11 protein-coding genes are annotated in these 18014 nt (G+C 67.3%); 8 read left to right on the top strand and 3 right to left on the bottom strand.

Translation table 11 applies throughout. The features are described from left to right. Nucleotides 1–74 precede the first annotated feature (74 nt). A complete protein-coding gene (locus MRS60_RS20955) occupies nt 75–1325 on the top strand; it encodes a multidrug effflux MFS transporter (RefSeq protein WP_243566588.1) in 1251 nt (416 codons plus the stop codon). A gap of 93 nt (nt 1326–1418) precedes the next feature. Beyond that, nucleotides 1419–1940 (top strand): GNAT family N-acetyltransferase, encoded by a 522-nt coding sequence (locus MRS60_RS20950; RefSeq protein WP_131949535.1) that lies wholly within the window; start codon nt 1419–1421, stop codon nt 1938–1940. Nucleotides 1941–1969: 29 nt separating this feature from the next. Here MRS60_RS20950 and MRS60_RS20945 read toward each other — a convergent pair whose 3' ends face one another. The 3 genes from MRS60_RS20945 to MRS60_RS20935 all read right to left on the bottom strand — a co-directional run bounded on the left by MRS60_RS20945 (nt 1970) and on the right by MRS60_RS20935 (nt 11197). Further along, nucleotides 1970–2659, bottom strand: coding sequence for a hypothetical protein (locus tag MRS60_RS20945; protein WP_243566587.1), 690 nt, complete (start codon nt 2657–2659; stop codon nt 1970–1972). Between the two features lie 263 nt (nt 2660–2922). Beyond that, nucleotides 2923–5154, bottom strand: a complete 2232-nt coding sequence (gene pbpC / locus MRS60_RS20940) for a penicillin-binding protein 1C (protein WP_243566586.1) — start codon at nt 5152–5154, stop codon at nt 2923–2925. A gap of 7 nt (nt 5155–5161) precedes the next feature. Then, on the bottom strand, nt 5162–11197 hold the full coding sequence (locus MRS60_RS20935; protein ID WP_243566862.1) for an alpha-2-macroglobulin family protein: 6036 nt from the start codon (nt 11195–11197) through the stop codon (nt 5162–5164). 113 nt (nt 11198–11310) lie between these two features. Between MRS60_RS20935 and MRS60_RS20930 the strand changes: the two genes are divergently transcribed. The 6 genes from MRS60_RS20930 to MRS60_RS20905 all read left to right on the top strand — a co-directional run bounded on the left by MRS60_RS20930 (nt 11311) and on the right by MRS60_RS20905 (nt 18000). Next, complete coding sequence (locus MRS60_RS20930) at nt 11311–12471, top strand: RNA-guided endonuclease InsQ/TnpB family protein (RefSeq protein ID WP_175747630.1); 1161 nt, start codon at nt 11311–11313, stop codon at nt 12469–12471. A gap of 348 nt (nt 12472–12819) precedes the next feature. Then, entirely contained in the window at nt 12820–13323 is a 504-nt protein-coding gene (locus MRS60_RS20925; RefSeq protein ID WP_105392389.1) for a sugar dehydrogenase complex small subunit, read from the top strand. Beyond that, a complete protein-coding gene (locus MRS60_RS20920) occupies nt 13323–14942 on the top strand; it encodes a GMC family oxidoreductase (RefSeq protein ID WP_034180249.1) in 1620 nt (539 codons plus the stop codon). The genes MRS60_RS20925 and MRS60_RS20920 overlap by 1 nt, the downstream gene beginning before the upstream one ends. Before the next feature lie 2 nt (nt 14943–14944). Further along, nucleotides 14945–16222: a cytochrome c gene (locus MRS60_RS20915; RefSeq protein ID WP_034180248.1), complete on the top strand. Its 1278-nt coding sequence runs from the start codon at nt 14945–14947 to the stop codon at nt 16220–16222. 191 nt (nt 16223–16413) lie between these two features. Beyond that, nucleotides 16414–16833 carry a DoxX family protein gene (locus tag MRS60_RS20910; RefSeq protein WP_034180247.1) on the top strand — a complete coding sequence of 140 codons (420 nt, stop codon included), beginning with the start codon at nt 16414–16416 and terminating at the stop codon, nt 16831–16833. A 63-nt stretch (nt 16834–16896) separates the two neighbouring features. Beyond that, nucleotides 16897–18000, top strand: a complete 1104-nt coding sequence (locus MRS60_RS20905) for a porin (protein ID WP_034180246.1) — start codon at nt 16897–16899, stop codon at nt 17998–18000. Nucleotides 18001–18014 lie beyond the last annotated feature (14 nt).

Here is an 18014-nt window from a genome sequence, read left to right as displayed (position 1 = left end):
CTACGATCGTACGCATGTTCGCAATTCGAACATGCGCGGCCGCGTCGTCGCCGCCCGAATCCTTCCCAGTCGTCATGAACGCCACGCTCACTTCCGCGCGCGAGTCGAATTCGCCGCGCTTCCTGCTGTTCCTGATCTGCCTGTTCGCGTCCGCGGGCCAGCTTGCGATCGACATCTACGTGCCCGCGCTGCCCGACATGGCGCGTTCGTTCGCGACGACGCCGCAGGCGATCCAGTCGAGCGTGTCCGGCTACATGGCGGCCTACGCGCTCGGCCAGCTCATCTTCGGCCCGATCGCCGACGCGTACGGGCGCAAGCGCGTGCTCGCGTTCGGGCTCGTGATCTACACGATCGGCTGCCTGCTGTCGCTCGGCGCGCAGAACCTGGAGACGTTCGTGCTGGCGCGCTGCCTGCAGGGTTTCGGGATCGCGACCACCAACCTGCTCGCGAAGGCGATCATCACCGATTCGTTCTCCGGCCAGGCGCTGATGCATGCGTTCACGTACATGTCGATCGCGTGGGGGCTCGCGCCGATCGTCGCGCCGGTGATCGGCGCGCACCTTCAGGAATGGTTCGGCTGGCGCGCCTGCCTCGTGTTCCTGCTCGTCTATTCGCTGGTGATGTGGGCGCTGCTGTGGCGCTATCGAGAGACCTTGCCGAAACCGGTGCATCTCGAGCCGCGCACGCTGATCGCGAACGCGGGCAAGGTGCTGGCGAGCCCGGTGTTCCAGAGCTGCTTCCTCGCGCAGGGGCTGTGCTACAGCATCCTGCTCGTGTTCAACATCGTCGGGCCGTTCATGGTGCAGACCACGCTGCACAAGCCGCCGACCTTCTTCGGCTATCTCGCGCTCGGCATCGGCCTGATGTATTTCCTCGGCGGGCTGTCGAACCGGATTCACGGGCGCGGGCTGCCGAGCGCCGAGCAACGGCTGCGCATCGGTGCACGCGTGATGGCGGGTGCGTCGGTCGCGATGCTGGTGCTGGCGCTGACCGTCGGCCTGCGCGTGTGGACGCTCGCGACGCCGGTGCTCGTGATGGGTTTCTGCGCGGGCGCGATGTATCCGACGCTGATGGCCAAGGGCAATTCGCTGTTTCCGCATATCGCGGGGCTGACGAGCGCGATCCTCGGGTGCGCGCTGCTGCTCGTGTCGTCCGCGATGATGGGGCTGGCCGGGTTCGTGTCGATCCACGTGCTGACGCCGCTCGCGGTGTTTTTCGTCGCGCTGTCGTTCATCGTCGTATGGATGGTGACGAAGCTGCTGCGGTACCTGACGCAGCAGCAGGCCGCGACCGTCGTCGTGTGCGGGAGTGGGGAGGCGGCGTAGGCGTTTCGTTGATCGATCGCGAGCGGTGGCGAAGCGGAGGGAACGGCCTCGCTTGCCGGACCGCTTGCGCAACACACCGCATCCGACCGAATCATGAGCCTGATCCTGCTGAACCGTGTCGCCCGATCCGACGCCGCCGACCTGATCGCCGCCAACCGCGCGAGCCGGAGCCACCATCTGCCGTGGGTCGATTCGTTCACCGACCAGGCAGGATTCGACCAGTGGTTCGCCCGCTGTCTGACGGGGCCGAATATCGGCCTCGTCGCGCGGGAGCGGGCGTCCGGGGCGGTGGTCGGTGTGGTGAACCTCAACGAGATCGTCGGCGGCGTGTTTCAGAGCGCGTATCTCGGGTACTACGGGATGGCGGATTTCAGCCGCAAGGGGCTGATGACGGACGCGTTGCGCGCGACGATCGGCATCGCGTTCGGTGAACTCGGGCTGCATCGGCTCGAAGCGAACATCCAGCCCGGCAACCACGCGTCGATCGCGCTGGTTCGGCGGCTCGGTTTCCGGAAAGAGGGGTTTTCGCCGCGCTATCTGCGCATCGGCGGCGAATGGCGCGACCACGAACGGTGGGCGCTGCTGGCCGACGACGAGAACGAAGCGGGTGCCTGACGTTCGGTTCCTTGCGCGCCGCAGGCCGCCTACAGCGGATGCGCGGCGCCGGCCTGCGTCAAAAGCGAAACGGCAACCGGATCCGGCAATCCATTCGAATCGATCGCGCCCGCTTTTGCCAGCGCACCGAGATCGCTGTCGACGCCCGGTTGCCCGACCACGAACGACGTCGTCAGGAACGCCGGCGTCGTGAGCGTGATCGCATAGCGCTGCTGCAGGTTCGTCACGACGGCCGATTGCGCGGCCTGCACGGCATTCGGGCTGCCCATCACCTGCTGGAAGTGCAGATTGCCCTGGAAATTGCCGATCAGCCCGGCCGTATTCGTGCCGAGCTGTGCCGCGAGATAGACCAGCATCAGTTCGGTCTCGGGCGTCGTGTTGAAGGTGCCGCCCGCGTATGCGAGCGAATGCAGGCTCGTGCCGCCCGATGTCACGGTGATGACGCACGGCAGCGCGGCGTTGACCGTCACACGGTAGTTGCCGCCGCCGTCCGTCAGCGTCGTCGCGGAGCCTGCCGCGCAACTGACCGCCACCGGCGCGCTCGCGAGCGCGTTGCCCGTGGCGGCCGTGCCGGACAGCGAGACGGTTTGCGTGTTGTTGTTGAAGCAGACATCCACGCCGAAGCAGGCGTCGCCGTTGCAGGCCTGGAGCGTCGCGAGCGTTGCGACGCAGAGTGTGCGCAGCGCGGGGCGGGTGAAGCGTTCATGACGAATGTTCATGGTCGCGTGCAATCGGGAGAATGGGGCAACCGGTGGGCGTCGGGAATACGGCGGCGCTGCTCATATTCTAGGTTCCCGATTCGCCGGCTGCTCGCCCGTTTGCCCGTTCAGCCGGAAACCTTTCAGTTTCCTTCGTAATGGCCTATGTCGCGCGACGACTGAAAACGACGAGAGCGCGCCGCTCCCGAGGGGGCGGGCGTGAAGTTCAGCGGCGCGAGCCTTGCGGGCAACGCGGCTAGCCTGTGAGCAGCCGGCTCACGCGCTCAAGGCTTGCGCGCAGCCGTCTTCGCGAACGCGCCGCGCACCTCGAAGCTGATCGCATCCGCGACGTTGCCGCGCGCATCGACGAGTTCGAGCCGGTGCCGGCCCGGCCACGGCATCCACGCGACGCGGTCGGCATGCCCGATCACCTTGTCGTCGAGCCGCCACGCGAACCGCGCGGCGCGCCCGGCCGAGCGTTCGAACCAGATCCGCTGATTCTTCGGCGGAATGTCCGGGTCGATCGCGAAGATCGTGCCGTCGGTCGGCGCGCCGATCGTCAGCGGCGCGCGCGCACCGTCCTTGCCCGGCGTGACGGGCGCGGCGAGCCGGATCGTGTCGACCGCCGTTCCCGCGATGAACCACTCGCTGCGTGCAGGTTCGATGTCGCGCTCGAACGTGATGCGGCGCGTCTCGACGCCGGCCGGCGCGCGCGGCGCGCGGCTCGGCAGGTCGCGGTGCAGGTAGCCGACGACGGCCGACCACACGGGCGACGCGCCCGTGACACCCGACACGTCCCACATCGGCGAGCCGTCCGCATTGCCGACCCACACGCCGACCGTATAGCGCGACGTGAAGCCTACCGTCCAGTTGTCGCGCATGTCCTTGCTCGTACCGGTCTTGACCGCCGAGAAGAAGCGCGTCGCGAGCGGGTTGTCGAAGCCGAACGTGCGTACGCGCGCATTGTTGTCGGAGAGGATGTCGGTAACGACGAAGCTGGCCGCCTCGCTGAACACGCGCGTGCCGCCGTCCGCATGCGCGGGCGCCGACGCGCCGGACGCCGGCGCAGGCAGGTCGACGACCTTGCGCGCGACGCCGCCGTTCGCGAGCGCGCGATACGCGTTGGTCAGCGACAGCAGCGTGACGTCGGCACTCCCGAGCGCGAGGCTGAAACCGTAGTAGTCGCCTTCCTGCGCGAGCGGCAGGCCGAGCGCGGTCAGCGTGCGCGCGAAGCGGTGCGGCGTGACGAGCACGAGCGTGCGCACGGCCGGCACGTTCAGCGAGCCGCCGAGCGCGCTGCGCACGCTTACCCAGCCCTTGAAATCCTTGTCGTAGTTCTGCGGAATGTACAGGCCGCCGCCGGTGGCGAGGTTGATCGGCGCGTCGTCGAGCAGCGACGCGGCGGTCAGCCGTTTTTCGTCGATTGCCTGCGCATAAAGGAACGGCTTGAGCGTCGAGCCGGCCTGGCGCGGTGCGAGCACGGCATCGACGTCGCGCGCGCTCGACAACGCGCCCGACGATCCGACCCACGCGCGAATCTCGCCGGTCGCGTTGTCGATCACGACGACCGCACCGTCCTGTACGTTGCGCCGGTGCGCGGGCGCATTGAGTTCGGTCAGCGCGCGCATCAGCGTGTCGCGCGCGAAGCGCTGCAGCGGTGCATCGAGCGTCGTGCGGACCTGCGCGCCGGCTGCCGGCCTGACCTCGGCCGCGATGCGCCGCGCGAAGTGCGGGGCGAGGGCGGCGCCGTCGTCGCGTATGGCGTTGGCCGGGCGCGCGGTGACGAGCTGCACGTAGCCGTCGAGCGACGCGCACGCCTGCTCGGCATGCATGTCGCGCAGGATCCGGCATGCGCGCTCGGCGACCTTCGCGGGCGTCGCGTTGGGCGCGCGCACGAGTGCGGCCGCGATCGCGGCCTCGCGCGCGTCGAGGCCCGACGGCGCCTTGCCGAACAGCACCTGCGACAGTGCGCCGAGCCCGACCGTCTCGCCGCGGAACGGCACGAGATTCAGGTACGCCTCGAGGATCTGGTCCTTGCGCCAGCCGCGTTCGAGCAGCAGCGCGTTCATGGCCTGCGTGGCCTTCTGCGGCAGTGAGCGCTGGCCCGAGCGGCGCGGCGAATCGCTGAGCAGTCCGGCGAGCTGCATCGTCACGGTCGACGCGCCGCGCGTGCGCTCGTTCCACAGGTTGCCCCACGCGGCGCCGGCGATCCCGCGCCAGTCGACGCCGCTGTGTTCGTAGAAGCGCTTGTCCTCGGAGACGACGATCGCCTCGCGGAACGCGGGCGATACGTCCGCGAGCGACACCCAGTCGCCGCGCCGTTCGGCGAGGTCGACGCGCGTGCGCTGCAGCGGCGTGCCGTCGCGCGCGAGCAGCACCCAGTCGGAACTGCGCCAGTTGCGGCGCACGTCGTCGTAGCCGGGCAGCGCATGCGCGACGAGCGGCGCGGCCAGCACGACGGCGACGAATATGCGGCCGGCAAAACGCGCCGGCCGCGGCAAAACCCGATCGATCATCACGCGCTCACTGCTTGCCCGCGTCGGCCGGCTTCACGGTCATCGGCGGGTTCGGCCACAGGCCATACACGGACGGCGCGTACAGCGCCTCGACGCGCGTCGGCGGCAATCCGAACGTGCCGACGTTGTTCAGCCGCACCGTGTACTCGACCGAGAATTTGCCCTTCGGCAAATAGTCGTAGTACGCGCGATAGCCGTCGAAATCGCGCTCGATGAACGCCGGCCACGCGCCGTCCGGAGTCTTCTCGCCCTGCGTCGCCGCTTCGGAATCGCGGCCGAGGCCCGAACCGAGGATCGTCGCGCCGGACGGGATCGGATCGTTGACGACGACCCACGTCATGTCGCTCTGCGCATCGATGTCGAGATGCACGCGCACGACGTCGCCGCGCGTCAGCACGCCCTTGACGGCGGGCGACACCGGCGTGACGGTCTTCGTGATCCGGTAGCCGGCCGCGAACGGCGAGCGCAGCGGCACGGCCGCGAGGCTCTCGACCGTCGCCCACGGGCGGCCCGTGCCTTCCTGCGTGACGGACAGCGTGGCCGGTGCCTGCGACGCGCGCGGCCACGGCATCAGCACGCTGCGCGCGGCGGCGGCGCGGGTCGCGGCGGTGGCCGATGCAGGCGTGTCGGCCGGGGCCGGCGCCTGCGACCACGAGATCGAGCGCTCGTTGCCGCCGAGCGCGACCTTCGTCGCGCCGGAGACGGGCGTGCTCTCGTAGGTGCGCGAGAAGCGCTCGACCGCGAGCAGCCCGAGCGCGTTCGACGTCGTCGTCTGCCACGCGCCCTGGCGCTGCAGCGCGAGCAGGCCGGCCGTGATGCGCGGCATCTCGTCCTTCCACGCCGGGTCGCCCGCGAATTCCATCGCGAGACGCGCGGCGTTGGTCTCGTTGCTCGTCATCAGCCACCACAGGTCGTCGTCGCGCGCGGTCGAGAACACGAGCTGCGTGCCCTGGTACGTGAGGCGCGCGCGCAGGATCTGTTCGACCTGCGCGCGTTTCTCGTCGCGCTGCGGGATGTCCTTCACGCGCGTCAGGATCGCGTGATAGTCGATCACCGCCGACGTCGGCCACTGGTTCGGCGCGATCTCGATCGAGCCGAGCATGCGGCCTTGCGCGGCACCATAGCGCGACAGCGCCTCGATCGCGGCGAGCTTGCGCAGGTCGCGATCCTGGCGCGGTGCCCACGCGTTGCGCTCGAGGCGGCCGTCGACGAAGCGCGCGAGCCCGGCTTCGAGCTGCGTGCGCAGGTCTTCCGGCAGCGCGAAGCGCGGGTCGGCACGGCTCGCCTCGTCGGACAGCACGAGCAGGTACGACGACAGCGTCGGGCTGCCGTGGTGCGAATCGTCGGACGACGGCGGGAAGTAGCTCGCGAGCCCGTCGCTGTCGAGATAGACGGGCATGCGTGCGACCAGCGCCTGCCATTGCGCGGGGTCGCGCAGGCCGATCGCGCGCGACGCCTGCTGTTCGAGGCAGCGGTACGGATAGCGCTCGAACCAGCGGCGCACGCCGGGCAGGCCGTCGGCCAGCTTCGACTGCAGCGACACGGCGATGCCGCCGCGCGGCGTGCCCTGTGCGTTGCTGACGGCGCCGGCCGGTGCCGACACGGGCACCGTCAGCGTGCCGTCGACCTGCGCGAGCGTCGCCTGCTGCACGGTTACCGGCAGTGCAGGGACGACCTTCTGCGCGACCGCCAGCGCGTCGGACGCGCGCTTGCCGCCTTGCTCGGCCGCTTCGATGCGCCAGTTCAGCGCGCCGGCCGCGTCGAGCGCCTGCTCGGGCACGGTGATCGTCCACGCGACCTCGGTCGCCGTATTGGCCGCGAGCGACACGGTTTGCGGCGCGACGTCGAGGCCCGTCACGCGCGGCGTCACGACGACCTGCATCGCGCGGTCGGTCGTGTTGCGCAGCGTGACCTGCGCGCGGAACGCGTCGCCTTCGCGCACGAGCGGCGGCAGGCCGGAGATCAGCTGCAGATCCTGCGTGCTGCGGATCGACGTGCTGCCGGTGCCGAAACGGTCGGGGCCGACCGCCGCGATCGCGACGATCCTGAAGCGCGTGAGCGCGTCGTTCAGCGGCACCTCGACGCTCGCGCTGCCGTTCGCGTCGAGCGTCACGCGCGGGTTCCACAGCAGCAGCGTGTCGAACAGCTCGCGCGTCGGCGCGCTGCCGCCGCCGCCGCCGGCCGGCACGGCCTTGCGGCCGAAGTGGCGGCGGCCGACGATTTCCATCTGCGCGGTGGCCGTCTCGACGCCGTATGCCCGCCGCCGCAGCATCGCGTCGAGCAGGTCCCAGCTGTTGTTCGGCATCAGTTCGAGCAGCGCCTCGTCGACGGCCGCGACCGCGATCTGCGTGCCGGCCGGCGCGGGCTGGCCGTTCGGCAGCGTGACCTTCACGTGCGCCTGCGCCTTGCCGCGCACCGTGTAGCGCGTCGCGTCGGTCGTCACGGTCACGCCGAGACGGTGGACGCCCGTGCCGACCTTGATCTCGCCGAGGCCGTAGCGGAACGCGGGTTTCGACAGGTCGACGAACGCGGTCGGTGCCTCATAGTGGCGGCCTTCGCGCCAGAACGCGCGCGCCCATTCGACCGGCGCTTTCCAGCCCCACGTGAAGAACGAGTACCACGGCACTTCGCGAATCCGGCCGCGCAGCGCGAGCACCGACACGTAGACGTTCGGCCCCCACGATTCGCCGACCTTCAGGTCGACGGTCGGGTTCTTGCCGTTCAGCTCGACGATGTGCGTTTCCATCACGCCGCCGCGTTCGACCGCGACGAGCGCGGTCGCGTAGCGGAACGGCATGCGCACCTGGAAGCGGGCCGTTTCGCCCGGTTCGTACGAGGTCTTTTCCGGGATCACGTCGATCCGGTCGGTGTTGTCGCCGCCGAACCAGAGTTCGTCCTCGCGCGTGACCCACACCGACGTCGATGCGTTCGACGTGCGGCCGTCGCCGTCCTTCGCAACCGCGATCAGCTGCACGTTGCCGGCCTGTTCGAGCGTCGCGTCGCAGGCCATGCGGCCCTTGTCGTCGGTCTTGCCCGAGCACAGCACGCCGAGATCGCGCGTGTCGCTCTTGTTGTCGTACGCATAGAAGCCGCCGACCATCCGCTTGCGCGACGACGTCGTGATGTGCGCGACGCCCTTGATCTCGATCGGCACCGAGGCGCGCGGCTTGCCCTGCAGGTCGACCGCGAGCGCCTGCACGGGCACGCGCTGGCCGACCGACACCCAGCGGCCGGCCTTGATGCCTGCCACCACCGCGGCCGGCCACAGGATCGTGTCGCCGCGGATCGTCTGCACTTCGCCGTTCGGGTCGGAGAACGTCGCTTCGAGCGCGATGCGCTTCGGTGCGTCGACGTCGGGCAGGCCCTTGAGCGTGACCGAGCCCGCGCCGTTGCGGTCGAGCGTCAGCGGCAGCTTGTCGGCGATCAGCTTGGTCGCGTCGGGATCGTTGTTCGACGACGACGCGTTGTCGCCGTCCTGCGTATCGTCGTCGGCGTTGCCGTCGCTCTTGTCGGCGCGATACGGCGTGAAGCTGAAGTCCTCGAAGCGATCCGCGAACGGCGGAGACGCCCACTTCATCAGCGCCGACACCTGCACCGGCAGGTTCGATGCGCCGCCGCCCGACACGTAGTCGATCTGCACCGCGAGCGGCGCTTCCTTCACCGCGACGAGCGGGCTCTTCTGCGCGTCGCGCGCGCCGATCGATCCCTTCAGCACCGGCAGGCGGAACGCCTCGACGCGGAAGCTGCCGCTGTAGTAGGTGGCGGTCGGCGCATCTTCCGGGCCGCCTTCGAGCTCGACGCTGTATTCGCCGAGCTTCGCGGCCGGCGGCAGCGTGAACTGCGTGTCCGCGCTGTGATCGGCGGCCCACGTGAGCGGCAGCTTGTACGTCTGGCCCGTGCCGAGATGGCGGATCGTCACGCGCGTCGGGTATTGCGACGGGAACGCGAGGCTCTGCAGCGTCTCGGTACGGATGAAATGCTTCATCGACACGGTTTCGCCTGCGCGCAGCAGCGTGCGGTCGAATACTGTGTGTGCGCGCACGGTCGGCGCGCTGTCGGTGTCGGTCGGCACGTTGAAGCGCCAGGATTCGATCCCGCGGTTCCAGCCCGAGCTGACGAACGCCATGTCGGGGCCCGTCTTCGGATCGGTGACGCGCGCCGACACGAAGTAGTCGTCGAAACGCTCGGACGAGCGGCATTCGTGCTTCGGTTCGAACTGCCCATCGATCTTCAGCAGGCCCTGCGCATCGGTCTTGCCCGCGGCGATTTCATCGCCGTTGCAGTCCGACACGCGGATCTGCGCGTTCGGCACGGGCTTGCCCTTGTCGAGCGTCGTGACCCACACGAGGTTGTTCTCGCGGCCCTGTTTCAGGTGCACGCCGAGGTTCGTGACGAGCACGGTGGTGCGCACGTACATGCTCGACGGCTTCGCGAGCAGCGAGCGGCCGAGCGCGGGTGACGCGAGTTCGAGCACGTAGAAGCCGGGCTTGTCGATCGGCACGCCGACGATCTCGAACGGGCGCAGCGTCTTCGGGTCGGCCTGCGGCAGCGTCAGCGCCTGCGCGCCGGGCTCGCCCTTGAGCAGCGACAGCGAGCGCACGTCGATGCGGCGATCCTTCGGCGCGGGCTGCTTTTCGCCGGCCTGGAGCGGCACGTAGACGGGGTGCTGGCCCTTGCGTTGGAGCAGGCCCGGAATCTGGCTGTCGATCGAGCCGGCCGTCATCGACCAGTTGTCGAAGCGGTCGACGGTGCGCATCCACTGGCGGATCGCGGTGTCGTTCTCGACCTTCAGGTTCGCGAACTGCGCGCCGCCCGCGTTGAGGCCGGCGATATGCAGGTCAGCCTCGACGTTGCGCAGCGTGACGGGCACGAGCGCCGGCGTATCGGGTTCGGCGAAGCGCTCGACGATCCCGAAGGTGCCCGACGAGAATTTCGCGAGCGGCGGCATCGGCGCGGTGCGCGTCGCCAGCGGGAACAGGTCGGCGTTGGACAGCGAGCGGTCGGTCACGTCGCGCAGGCCCGACGGCAGTTCGATCGTCAGCGCAGCCTGCGCGGGCAAGGGCGGGTTGAACGTGACGGTCGTCACTTCCTCGCTGCGGTCGTCGGCCGCGAAGGTCGGCGACAGCGAACCGTCGGAGCCGCGCAGCTTGATCGCCTCGGCGTTCTTGCGCGAGATCGGCGCGTTGAACGACAGCGTGAGCGGGCGCAGCGGCGTGCAGGGCGCCTTCGCGTTCTCGCGTTCGCACGAGAAGCTCGCGGCGAACGGCGCGCGTACGGTGAAATCGAAGCGTCGTTCGGTTTCGTTCGCGATGCCGCTCGGGCTCGCGACGCCCTTGCCGTATACGAGCTGCATCTTGGCGCTCGCCGGCAGCGCCTGCGAGCAAGACAGCGTCAATACGCGCGCGGCGTCCTTCTTCAGCCCGAAATGGTCGAGCAGAGCGTTGCGCGTATCGTCGTCGGCGGCCGTGACGGGAATGCGGTTGCCGATGCCGGCCGCTTCGCACCAGATGTTCGCGAGCGCCGAGCGCGGTTCGGCCGGGCCGTTCAGCTTCATCACGAAGACCTGCCGTTCCTCGATCTCGCGCGAGCCGGGGCGCACGTTCACCGGGAACGGGCCGCCCGTCTGGAACGTGAAGCGGCGCGGGCCGCTGGCCGCATTGCCGGCGACCGAGCGCAGCGTGTCGTTGAGCGCGACCGAGCAGCGCACGCCGGGCGGCAGGTCGTTTTCGAAATCGTAAACCCAGGTCTTGTCGTCGAGCCAGTGACCCTGGCCGCGCGCGGCGGTCGAGTCGTTGCAGGTCACGCGCGCGGGATTCGGCGCGGATGCCGAGCCGAACGCGACCATCGGTTCGTCGAACTTGACGACGGCCTGCCGGACTTCGGTGACGGTGCCTTGCGGCGACACGCTCACCGTGCGCGCCGCGAGCGCATGCAGCGACAGGGCCGCGGCACCGCCGAGCGCCGCGACGGCGCCGATGCGCCAGAGCAGCCGTGTGGTGTGGTTGGTTCGCTTCGCTTTGTTCTGTTTGTCGTGCTGCTTCATCATGCTTGCTCCGGGAAACCCTGTCCTTCAGGTTGGGGGCTGAAAGAGGTGCGGCCGATTTGCTGCTGCGTCAAAGCTTGAGGTTGACGCCAGCCTATGACATGGTGCGAGATATGGATATCAAGCGCGCGTACCGATTCCGGTTCTACCCGACGCCCGAGCAAGCAGCGATGCTTGCCCGGACGTTCGGCTGCGCGCGCTATGTGTATAACCACATGCTGCGATTGCGTACCGATGCATGGCAGCAGCACCAGGCGCGTATCGGTTATCACGAAACCTCCGCCGCGCTCACCGCGCTGAAGAAAACACCTGAGCATGCATGGCTGAATGAGATCAGTTCGGTTCCGCTCCAGCAGGCGCTGCGCCACTTGCAGACGGCGTTCGTGAATTTTTTTGCCAAGCGCGCGAAGTATCCAAACTTCCGACGCAAGGACGGAACACAATCCGCCGAATACACGGCAAGCGCCTTCAGGTGGGACGGCACTGTGCTAAAGCTGGCGAAGATGGATGCACCACTTGCGATTCGCTGGTCGCGCACGATCCCCAAAGGCACAAGGGTGACGACTGTCACGGTCTCGAAAGACACGGCAGGTCGATACCACGTATCGATGCTTTGCGATGACGTGGTTTCTACCAAATCCGCAGCAACCGGTAAGGTCGGCATCGACTTCGGGTTGACAGATTTTGTCGTTCTTTCGACGGGCGAGAAGATTGCCGCGCCGAACGCGTTGCGCAAGAACGCGGCCATGCTCGTCAAATTGCAACGGCGATTGGCAAGGAAGCAGATGGGTTCTGCCAATCGCAGAAAGGCGAGACTCAAAGTCGCACGCATGTACGCTCGGATAGCAGACTGTCGCAGGGACTTCCTGCAAAAGCTCTCGACCCGGTTGATCAACGAAAACCAAGTGATCGCCATCGAAAGCCTCGCTGTCAGAAACATGCTGAAGAACCGAAGGCTCGCGAAATCGATCAGCGACGCAAGCTGGTCGGAATTTGTGCGACAGTTGACGTACAAGGCTGCGTGGTACGGTCGTACGCTGATCGGCATCGATCGTTGGTATCCGTCCAGCAAGCGATGCGCTGATTGCGGGCATATCGTCGCAACGCTGCCGTTGAAGGTGCGTGTGTGGGTCTGTCCAGGATGCGAAACGGCGCACGACCGCGACATCAACGCAGCGCGGAACGTTTTGGCCGCCGGACTGGCGGTGTCAGCCCATGGAGAAGGCGTAATTCCCATGTCTCTTTGTGAGGCGATGTCGGGTTGCATTCAGTGAAGTGGGAATCGCCTTCCACCAGGAAGGGGAGCAGTCAACGCTCGATTGCCCTCGGAGGGAAGCTTTCTGTTTGATTGCACGGGATTCTAACCGACCGCCATGCACACGCATCGTCGCGCGCAGCCGCAGTGTGTCGTCGGCATGCGACACCGGCGCGTCCGTCGCAGATTTGTCGCGCCGACGACACAAAAATGCAGCGAAATGTCGATTGTCTCGGATTGCGGAACATTTAATGGACTATAAAAAGATTGTTCGATCCGATTTGTGCGCGTACATTTCAGGTCCGCGCCGAAGTTTGAGAAATATCAAGCGTGGTTTTCCCGAATCCGGCGTTCGAGAGAAGGAAACATGCACAACGACAACACCCCCCACTCGCGTCGCGACGGCGACGCAGCAACCGGCATCACGCGGCGTCAATGGCTGCAGGGCGCACTGGCGCTGACGGCGGCGGGCCTCACGGGCTCGCTGGCGTTGCGGGCCCTGGCCGATGCACCCGGCACCGCGCCGCTCGATACGTTCATGACGCTCTCCGAAGCATTGACCGGCAAGAAGGGGCTGAGCCGCGTGCTCGGCCAGCGCTTCCTGCAGGCGTTGCAGCAGGGCTCGTTCAAGACGGCCGACAGCCTGCCGCAACTCGCCGGCGCACTCGCGTCCGGCTCGCTGAATCCCGATCAGGAAGCGCTCGCGCTGAAGATTCTTGAAGCGTGGTATCTCGGCATCGTCGACAACGTCGTGATTACCTACGAAGAAGCATTAATGTTCAGCGTCGTATCCGATACGCTCGTGATCCCTTCGTATTGCCCCAACAAACCCGGCTTCTGGGCCGAAAAACCGATCGAGAGGCAAGCCTGATGGCCGATACCGATACGCAAAAGGCCGACGTCGTCGTCGTCGGATCGGGTGTCGCAGGCGCGATCGTGGCGCACCAGCTCGCGATGGCGGGCAAGTCGGTGATCCTGCTGGAAGCCGGCCCGCGCATGCCGCGCTGGGAAATCGTCGAGCGCTTTCGGAATCAGACCGACAAGACCGATTTCATGGCGCCGTACCCGTCGAGCCCGTGGGCCCCGCATCCGGAATACGGCCCGCCGAACGACTACCTGGTCCTGAAGGGCGAGCACAAGTTCAACTCGCAGTACATCCGCGCGGTGGGCGGCACGACGTGGCACTGGGCCGCGTCCGCGTGGCGCTTCATCCCGAACGACTTCAAGATGAAGACCGTGTACGGCGTCGGCCGCGACTGGCCGATCCAGTACGACGACCTCGAGCATTATTACCAGCGCGCCGAGGAAGAGCTCGGCGTGTGGGGCCCGGGCCCCGAGGAAGACCTGTACTCGCCGCGCAGGCAGCCGTACCCGATGCCGCCGCTGCCGTTGTCGTTCAACGAGCAGACGATCAAGAGCGCGCTCAACGGCTACGACCCGAAGTTCCACGTGGTGACCGAGCCGGTCGCGCGCAACAGCCGCCCGTACGACGGCCGGCCAACCTGTTGCGGGAACAACAACTGCATGCCGATCTGCCCGATCGGCGCGATGTACAACGGGATCGTGCACGTCGAGAAGGCCGAGCAGGCCGGTGCGAAGCTGATCGAGAACGCGGTCGTCTACAAGCTGGAAACCGGCCCGAACAAGCGCATCGTCGCGGCGATCTACAAGGACAAGTCCGGCGCCGACCATCGCGTCGAAGGCAAGTACTTCGTGGTTGCGGCGAACGGCATCGAGACGCCGAAGATCCTGCTGATGTCGGCGAACCGCGATTTCCCGAACGGCGTGGCGAACAGCTCCGACATGGTCGGCCGCAACCTGATGGACCACCCGGGCACCGGCGTGTCGTTCTACGCGAACGAGAAGCTGTGGCCGGGCCGCGGCCCGCAGGAAATGACGTCGCTGATCGGTTTCCGCGACGGCCCGTTCCGCGCGACCGAAGCCGCGAAGAAGATCCACCTGTCGAACATGTCGCGCATCAACCAGGAGACGCAGAAGATCTTCAAGGGCGGCAAGCTGATGAAGCCCGAGGAGCTCGACGCGCAGATCCGCGACCGTTCCGCGCGCTACGTGCAGTTCGACTGCTTCCACGAAATCCTGCCGCAACCCGAGAACCGCATCGTGCCGAGCAAGACGGCCACCGACGCGATCGGCATCCCGCGCCCCGAGATCACGTATGCGATCGACGACTACGTGAAGCGCGGCGCCGTGCACACGCGCGAGGTCTATGCGACGGCCGCGAAGGTGCTGGGCGGCACCGAAGTCGTCTTCAACGACGAGTTCGCGCCGAACAACCACATCACGGGCGCGACGATCATGGGCGCGGATGCACGCGACTCGGTCGTCGACAAGGACTGCCGCACGTTCGACCATCCGAACCTGTTCATCTCGAGCAGCTCGACGATGCCGACCGTCGGTACGGTAAACGTGACGCTGACGATCGCGGCGCTCGCGCTGCGGATGTCGGACACGCTGAAGAAGGAAGTCTGACCGTGCGGAAATCTACTCTCACCTTCCTCCTCGCCGGCTGCCTCGCGCTGCCGGGGCTCGCGCGCGCGGCCGACGCGGCCGATCCGGCGCAGGTCAAGCGCGGCGCATACCTCGCGATCGCGGGCGACTGCATGGCGTGCCACACCGCGAAGGGCGGCAAGCCGTTCGCGGGCGGCCTCGGGATGCCCGTGCCGATGCTCGGCAAGATCTACACGAGCAACATCACGCCCGATCCCGATACGGGCATCGGCAACTGGACGTTCGACGACTTCGAGCGCGCGGTGCGCCACGGCGTCTCGAAGAACGGCGACAACCTGTACCCGGCGATGCCGTACGTGTCGTACGCGAAGATCAACGACGACGACGTGCAGGCGCTGTATGCGTACTTCATGCACGGCGTCGAACCGGTCAAGCAGGCGCCGCCGAAGAACGAGATTCCCGCGCTGCTGAGCATGCGCTGGCCGCTGAAGATCTGGAACTGGCTGTTCCTGAAGGACGGCGTGTACCAGCCGAAGCCGGCACAGAGCGCCGAGTGGAACCGCGGCGCGTATCTCGTGCAGGGCCTCGCGCACTGCAGCACGTGCCACACGCCGCGCGGCATCGCGATGCAGGAGAAATCGCTCGACGAGTCGGGCGGCAGCTTCCTGTCGGGCTCGGTGCTCGCGGGCTGGGACGGCTACAACATCACGTCCGACCCGAACGCGGGGATCGGCGGCTGGACGCAGCAGCAGCTCGTGCAGTACCTGCGCACCGGCAGCGTGCCGGGCGTCGCGCAGGCGGCCGGCCCGATGGCCGAGGCGATCGAGCACAGCTTCTCGAAGATGACGGAATCCGACATCGGCGCGATCTCGACGTACATCCGCACGGTGCCGGCCGTCGCCAGCGGCGACGCGAAGCAGTCGCGCTCGTCGTGGGGCAAGCCGGCCGAGGATGGCCTGAAGCTGCGCGGCGTCGCGCTCGCGTCGTCGGGCATCGATCCGGCGCGGCTGTATCTCGGCAACTGCGCGACCTGCCACCAGATGCAGGGCAAGGGCACGCCGGACGGGTATTACCCGCCGCTGTTCCACAACTCGACGGTCGGCGCACCGAATCCGACCAACCTCGTGCAGGTGATCCTGAACGGCGTGCAGCGCAAGGCCGGCAGCGAGGACGTCGGGATGCCGGCGTTCCGCCACGAGCTGTCGGATGCGCAGATCGCCGCGCTGACGAACTACCTGACCGGGCAGTTCGGCAATCCGGCCGCGAAGGTGACCGAGCAGGACGTCGCGAAGCTGCGTTGACGCGGCGCGCGACGGCGTCGCAGCGCAACATCGAAGAAGAGCGGCATCGAACGAGAGGAGGGGCACAGCACATCGGGCGGACCCCGATGCCGGTTGTTGCAGAGCGGGGCGGGCAGTGCAGGCGGCTGCCCGTCCCGGTTCATTGGCAATCCGGTGCGCGAGCCGCGCATCGTTTTTCGTTGATCGACACCATGACACCGAATCAACCGTTTCTCGCGTCCCAGCGCGATGTGCTGCTGCTGCTTGCCCGGATCCTGCTCATGATCCTGTTCGTGATGTTCGGCTGGAAGAAGATCGTCGACTTCCCCGGTACCATCGCGTTCATGGGTTCGGAAGGCGCACCCGCGCCGATCGTGTCCGCGGCCATCTCCGTCGCGATGGAGCTGTTCGCCGGGGTCGCGATCCTGGCCGGCTTCCAGACGCGGCCGCTCGCGCTGCTGCTTGCGCTGTATACGATCGGCACCGCCATCATCGGCCACCACTACTGGACGATGACGGGCGGCGAGCAGATCAACAACATGATTCATTTCTACAAGAACATCGCGATCTCGGGCGGCCTGCTCGCGCTCTGCGCGGCGGGCCCCGGACGTTTTTCGATCGATCGCGGATAAACGGGCCCGTGGCGCGCGCATGGGGCGCGCGCTGGAAGGTCGAGACTCCGAGGGGGCATCATTTTGCGACTCAAACATTTCGCATGGCTGATCGCGGCCGCCACACCGGCGGCCGCTTTTGCACAAACGAGCGTGACGCTTTACGGCCGTGTCGACGGCGGCGTCGAATACCTGAACCACATCGCGACGCCGAACGGCAGCAAGTCGCGCTGGAGCGCGGAAAGCGGCGACTGGGGCACCAGCATGTTCGGGCTGAAGGGCATCGAGGATCTGGGCGGCGGGCTGTCGACGGTCTTCAACCTCGAAACCGCGTTCCAGGTGATGAACGGCCAGACCGGCGGCGGCCGCATGTGGTCGCGGCGCGCGTATGTCGGCCTGAAGAGCGACACGTGGGGCCAGCTGCAGGCCGGCCGCAACCTGTTCATCGACAGCGACGGCGTGTGGGAATTCGATCCGTTCGTGCAGCAGGCGTTTTCGTCGGCATCGCTCGTGCGCGGCCGCAACTGGCAGCAAAGCAGCAACAACATCGAATATCACAGCCCGGTGATCGGCGGCTTCGACGTGCAGGCGCAATACGCGTTCGGCAACCAGTCGCGCGGCTTCAACTACGGCGCCGCCGACGATTTCGGCCGCTCGGACGGGATCATGATCTCGTACCACTCGCCGGTGCTCGACGTGCGCGGCATCTACGACGAACTGCGCGACAACAACGGCAAGTTCAGCAACATCTTCACCGCGTCGCGCGAGTATTTCGTCGGCGCGAACGTGAAGGTGTCGAAGTTCAAGATCCAGGGCGCGTATACGCACTACCAGGCGCCGGACAGCCCGGCCGGTGTCGCCGATCGCGCCGATCACTACTGGCTCGGCGCGACCTACACCGCGACGCCGCAGTGGGCGGTGACGGGCGGCGGGTACTACGTGAAGGTCGGCGACGGCGGCGGCGATGCGTCGCACGATCCGTCGGGCCACGCGATGATGTACGTGCTCGGCACCACGTACAACCTGTCGAAGCGCACGTTCCTGTACGGTACGGTCGCGTACGTGCGCAACGGCGGCAACTCGAACTTCTCGCTGCTCGCGACGCCGCGCGACGCGACGTCGGGCACGAGCCCGCTGACGGGCGAGTCGCAGACGGGGGCGTATGTGGGGATGATGCATACGTTCTGAGCGGGGTAGCTACC

Source organism: Burkholderia pyrrocinia, assembly GCF_022809715.1.
Classification (GTDB): Bacteria; Pseudomonadota; Gammaproteobacteria; order Burkholderiales; family Burkholderiaceae; genus Burkholderia; species Burkholderia pyrrocinia_C.
Note: the sequence above shows the minus strand (reverse complement) of the source record. Positions and strands in the feature narration are given on the sequence as shown.

Excerpts from the sequence above, each read along its gene's own strand:
- MRS60_RS20955 (WP_243566588.1), top strand. The coding sequence starts at position 75 with ATGAACGCCACGCTCACTTCCGCGCGCGAGTCGAATTCGCCGCGCTTC.
- MRS60_RS20950 (WP_131949535.1), top strand. The coding sequence starts at position 1,419 with ATGAGCCTGATCCTGCTGAACCGTGTCGCCCGATCCGACGCCGCCGAC.
- MRS60_RS20945 (WP_243566587.1), bottom strand. The coding sequence starts at position 2,659 with ATGAACATTCGTCATGAACGCTTCACCCGCCCCGCGCTGCGCACACTC.
- pbpC (WP_243566586.1), bottom strand. The coding sequence starts at position 5,154 with ATGATCGATCGGGTTTTGCCGCGGCCGGCGCGTTTTGCCGGCCGCATA.
- MRS60_RS20935 (WP_243566862.1), bottom strand. The coding sequence starts at position 11,197 with ATGAAGCAGCACGACAAACAGAACAAAGCGAAGCGAACCAACCACACC.
- MRS60_RS20930 (WP_175747630.1), top strand. The coding sequence starts at position 11,311 with ATGGATATCAAGCGCGCGTACCGATTCCGGTTCTACCCGACGCCCGAG.
- MRS60_RS20925 (WP_105392389.1), top strand. The coding sequence starts at position 12,820 with ATGCACAACGACAACACCCCCCACTCGCGTCGCGACGGCGACGCAGCA.
- MRS60_RS20920 (WP_034180249.1), top strand. The coding sequence starts at position 13,323 with ATGGCCGATACCGATACGCAAAAGGCCGACGTCGTCGTCGTCGGATCG.
- MRS60_RS20910 (WP_034180247.1), top strand. The coding sequence starts at position 16,414 with ATGACACCGAATCAACCGTTTCTCGCGTCCCAGCGCGATGTGCTGCTG.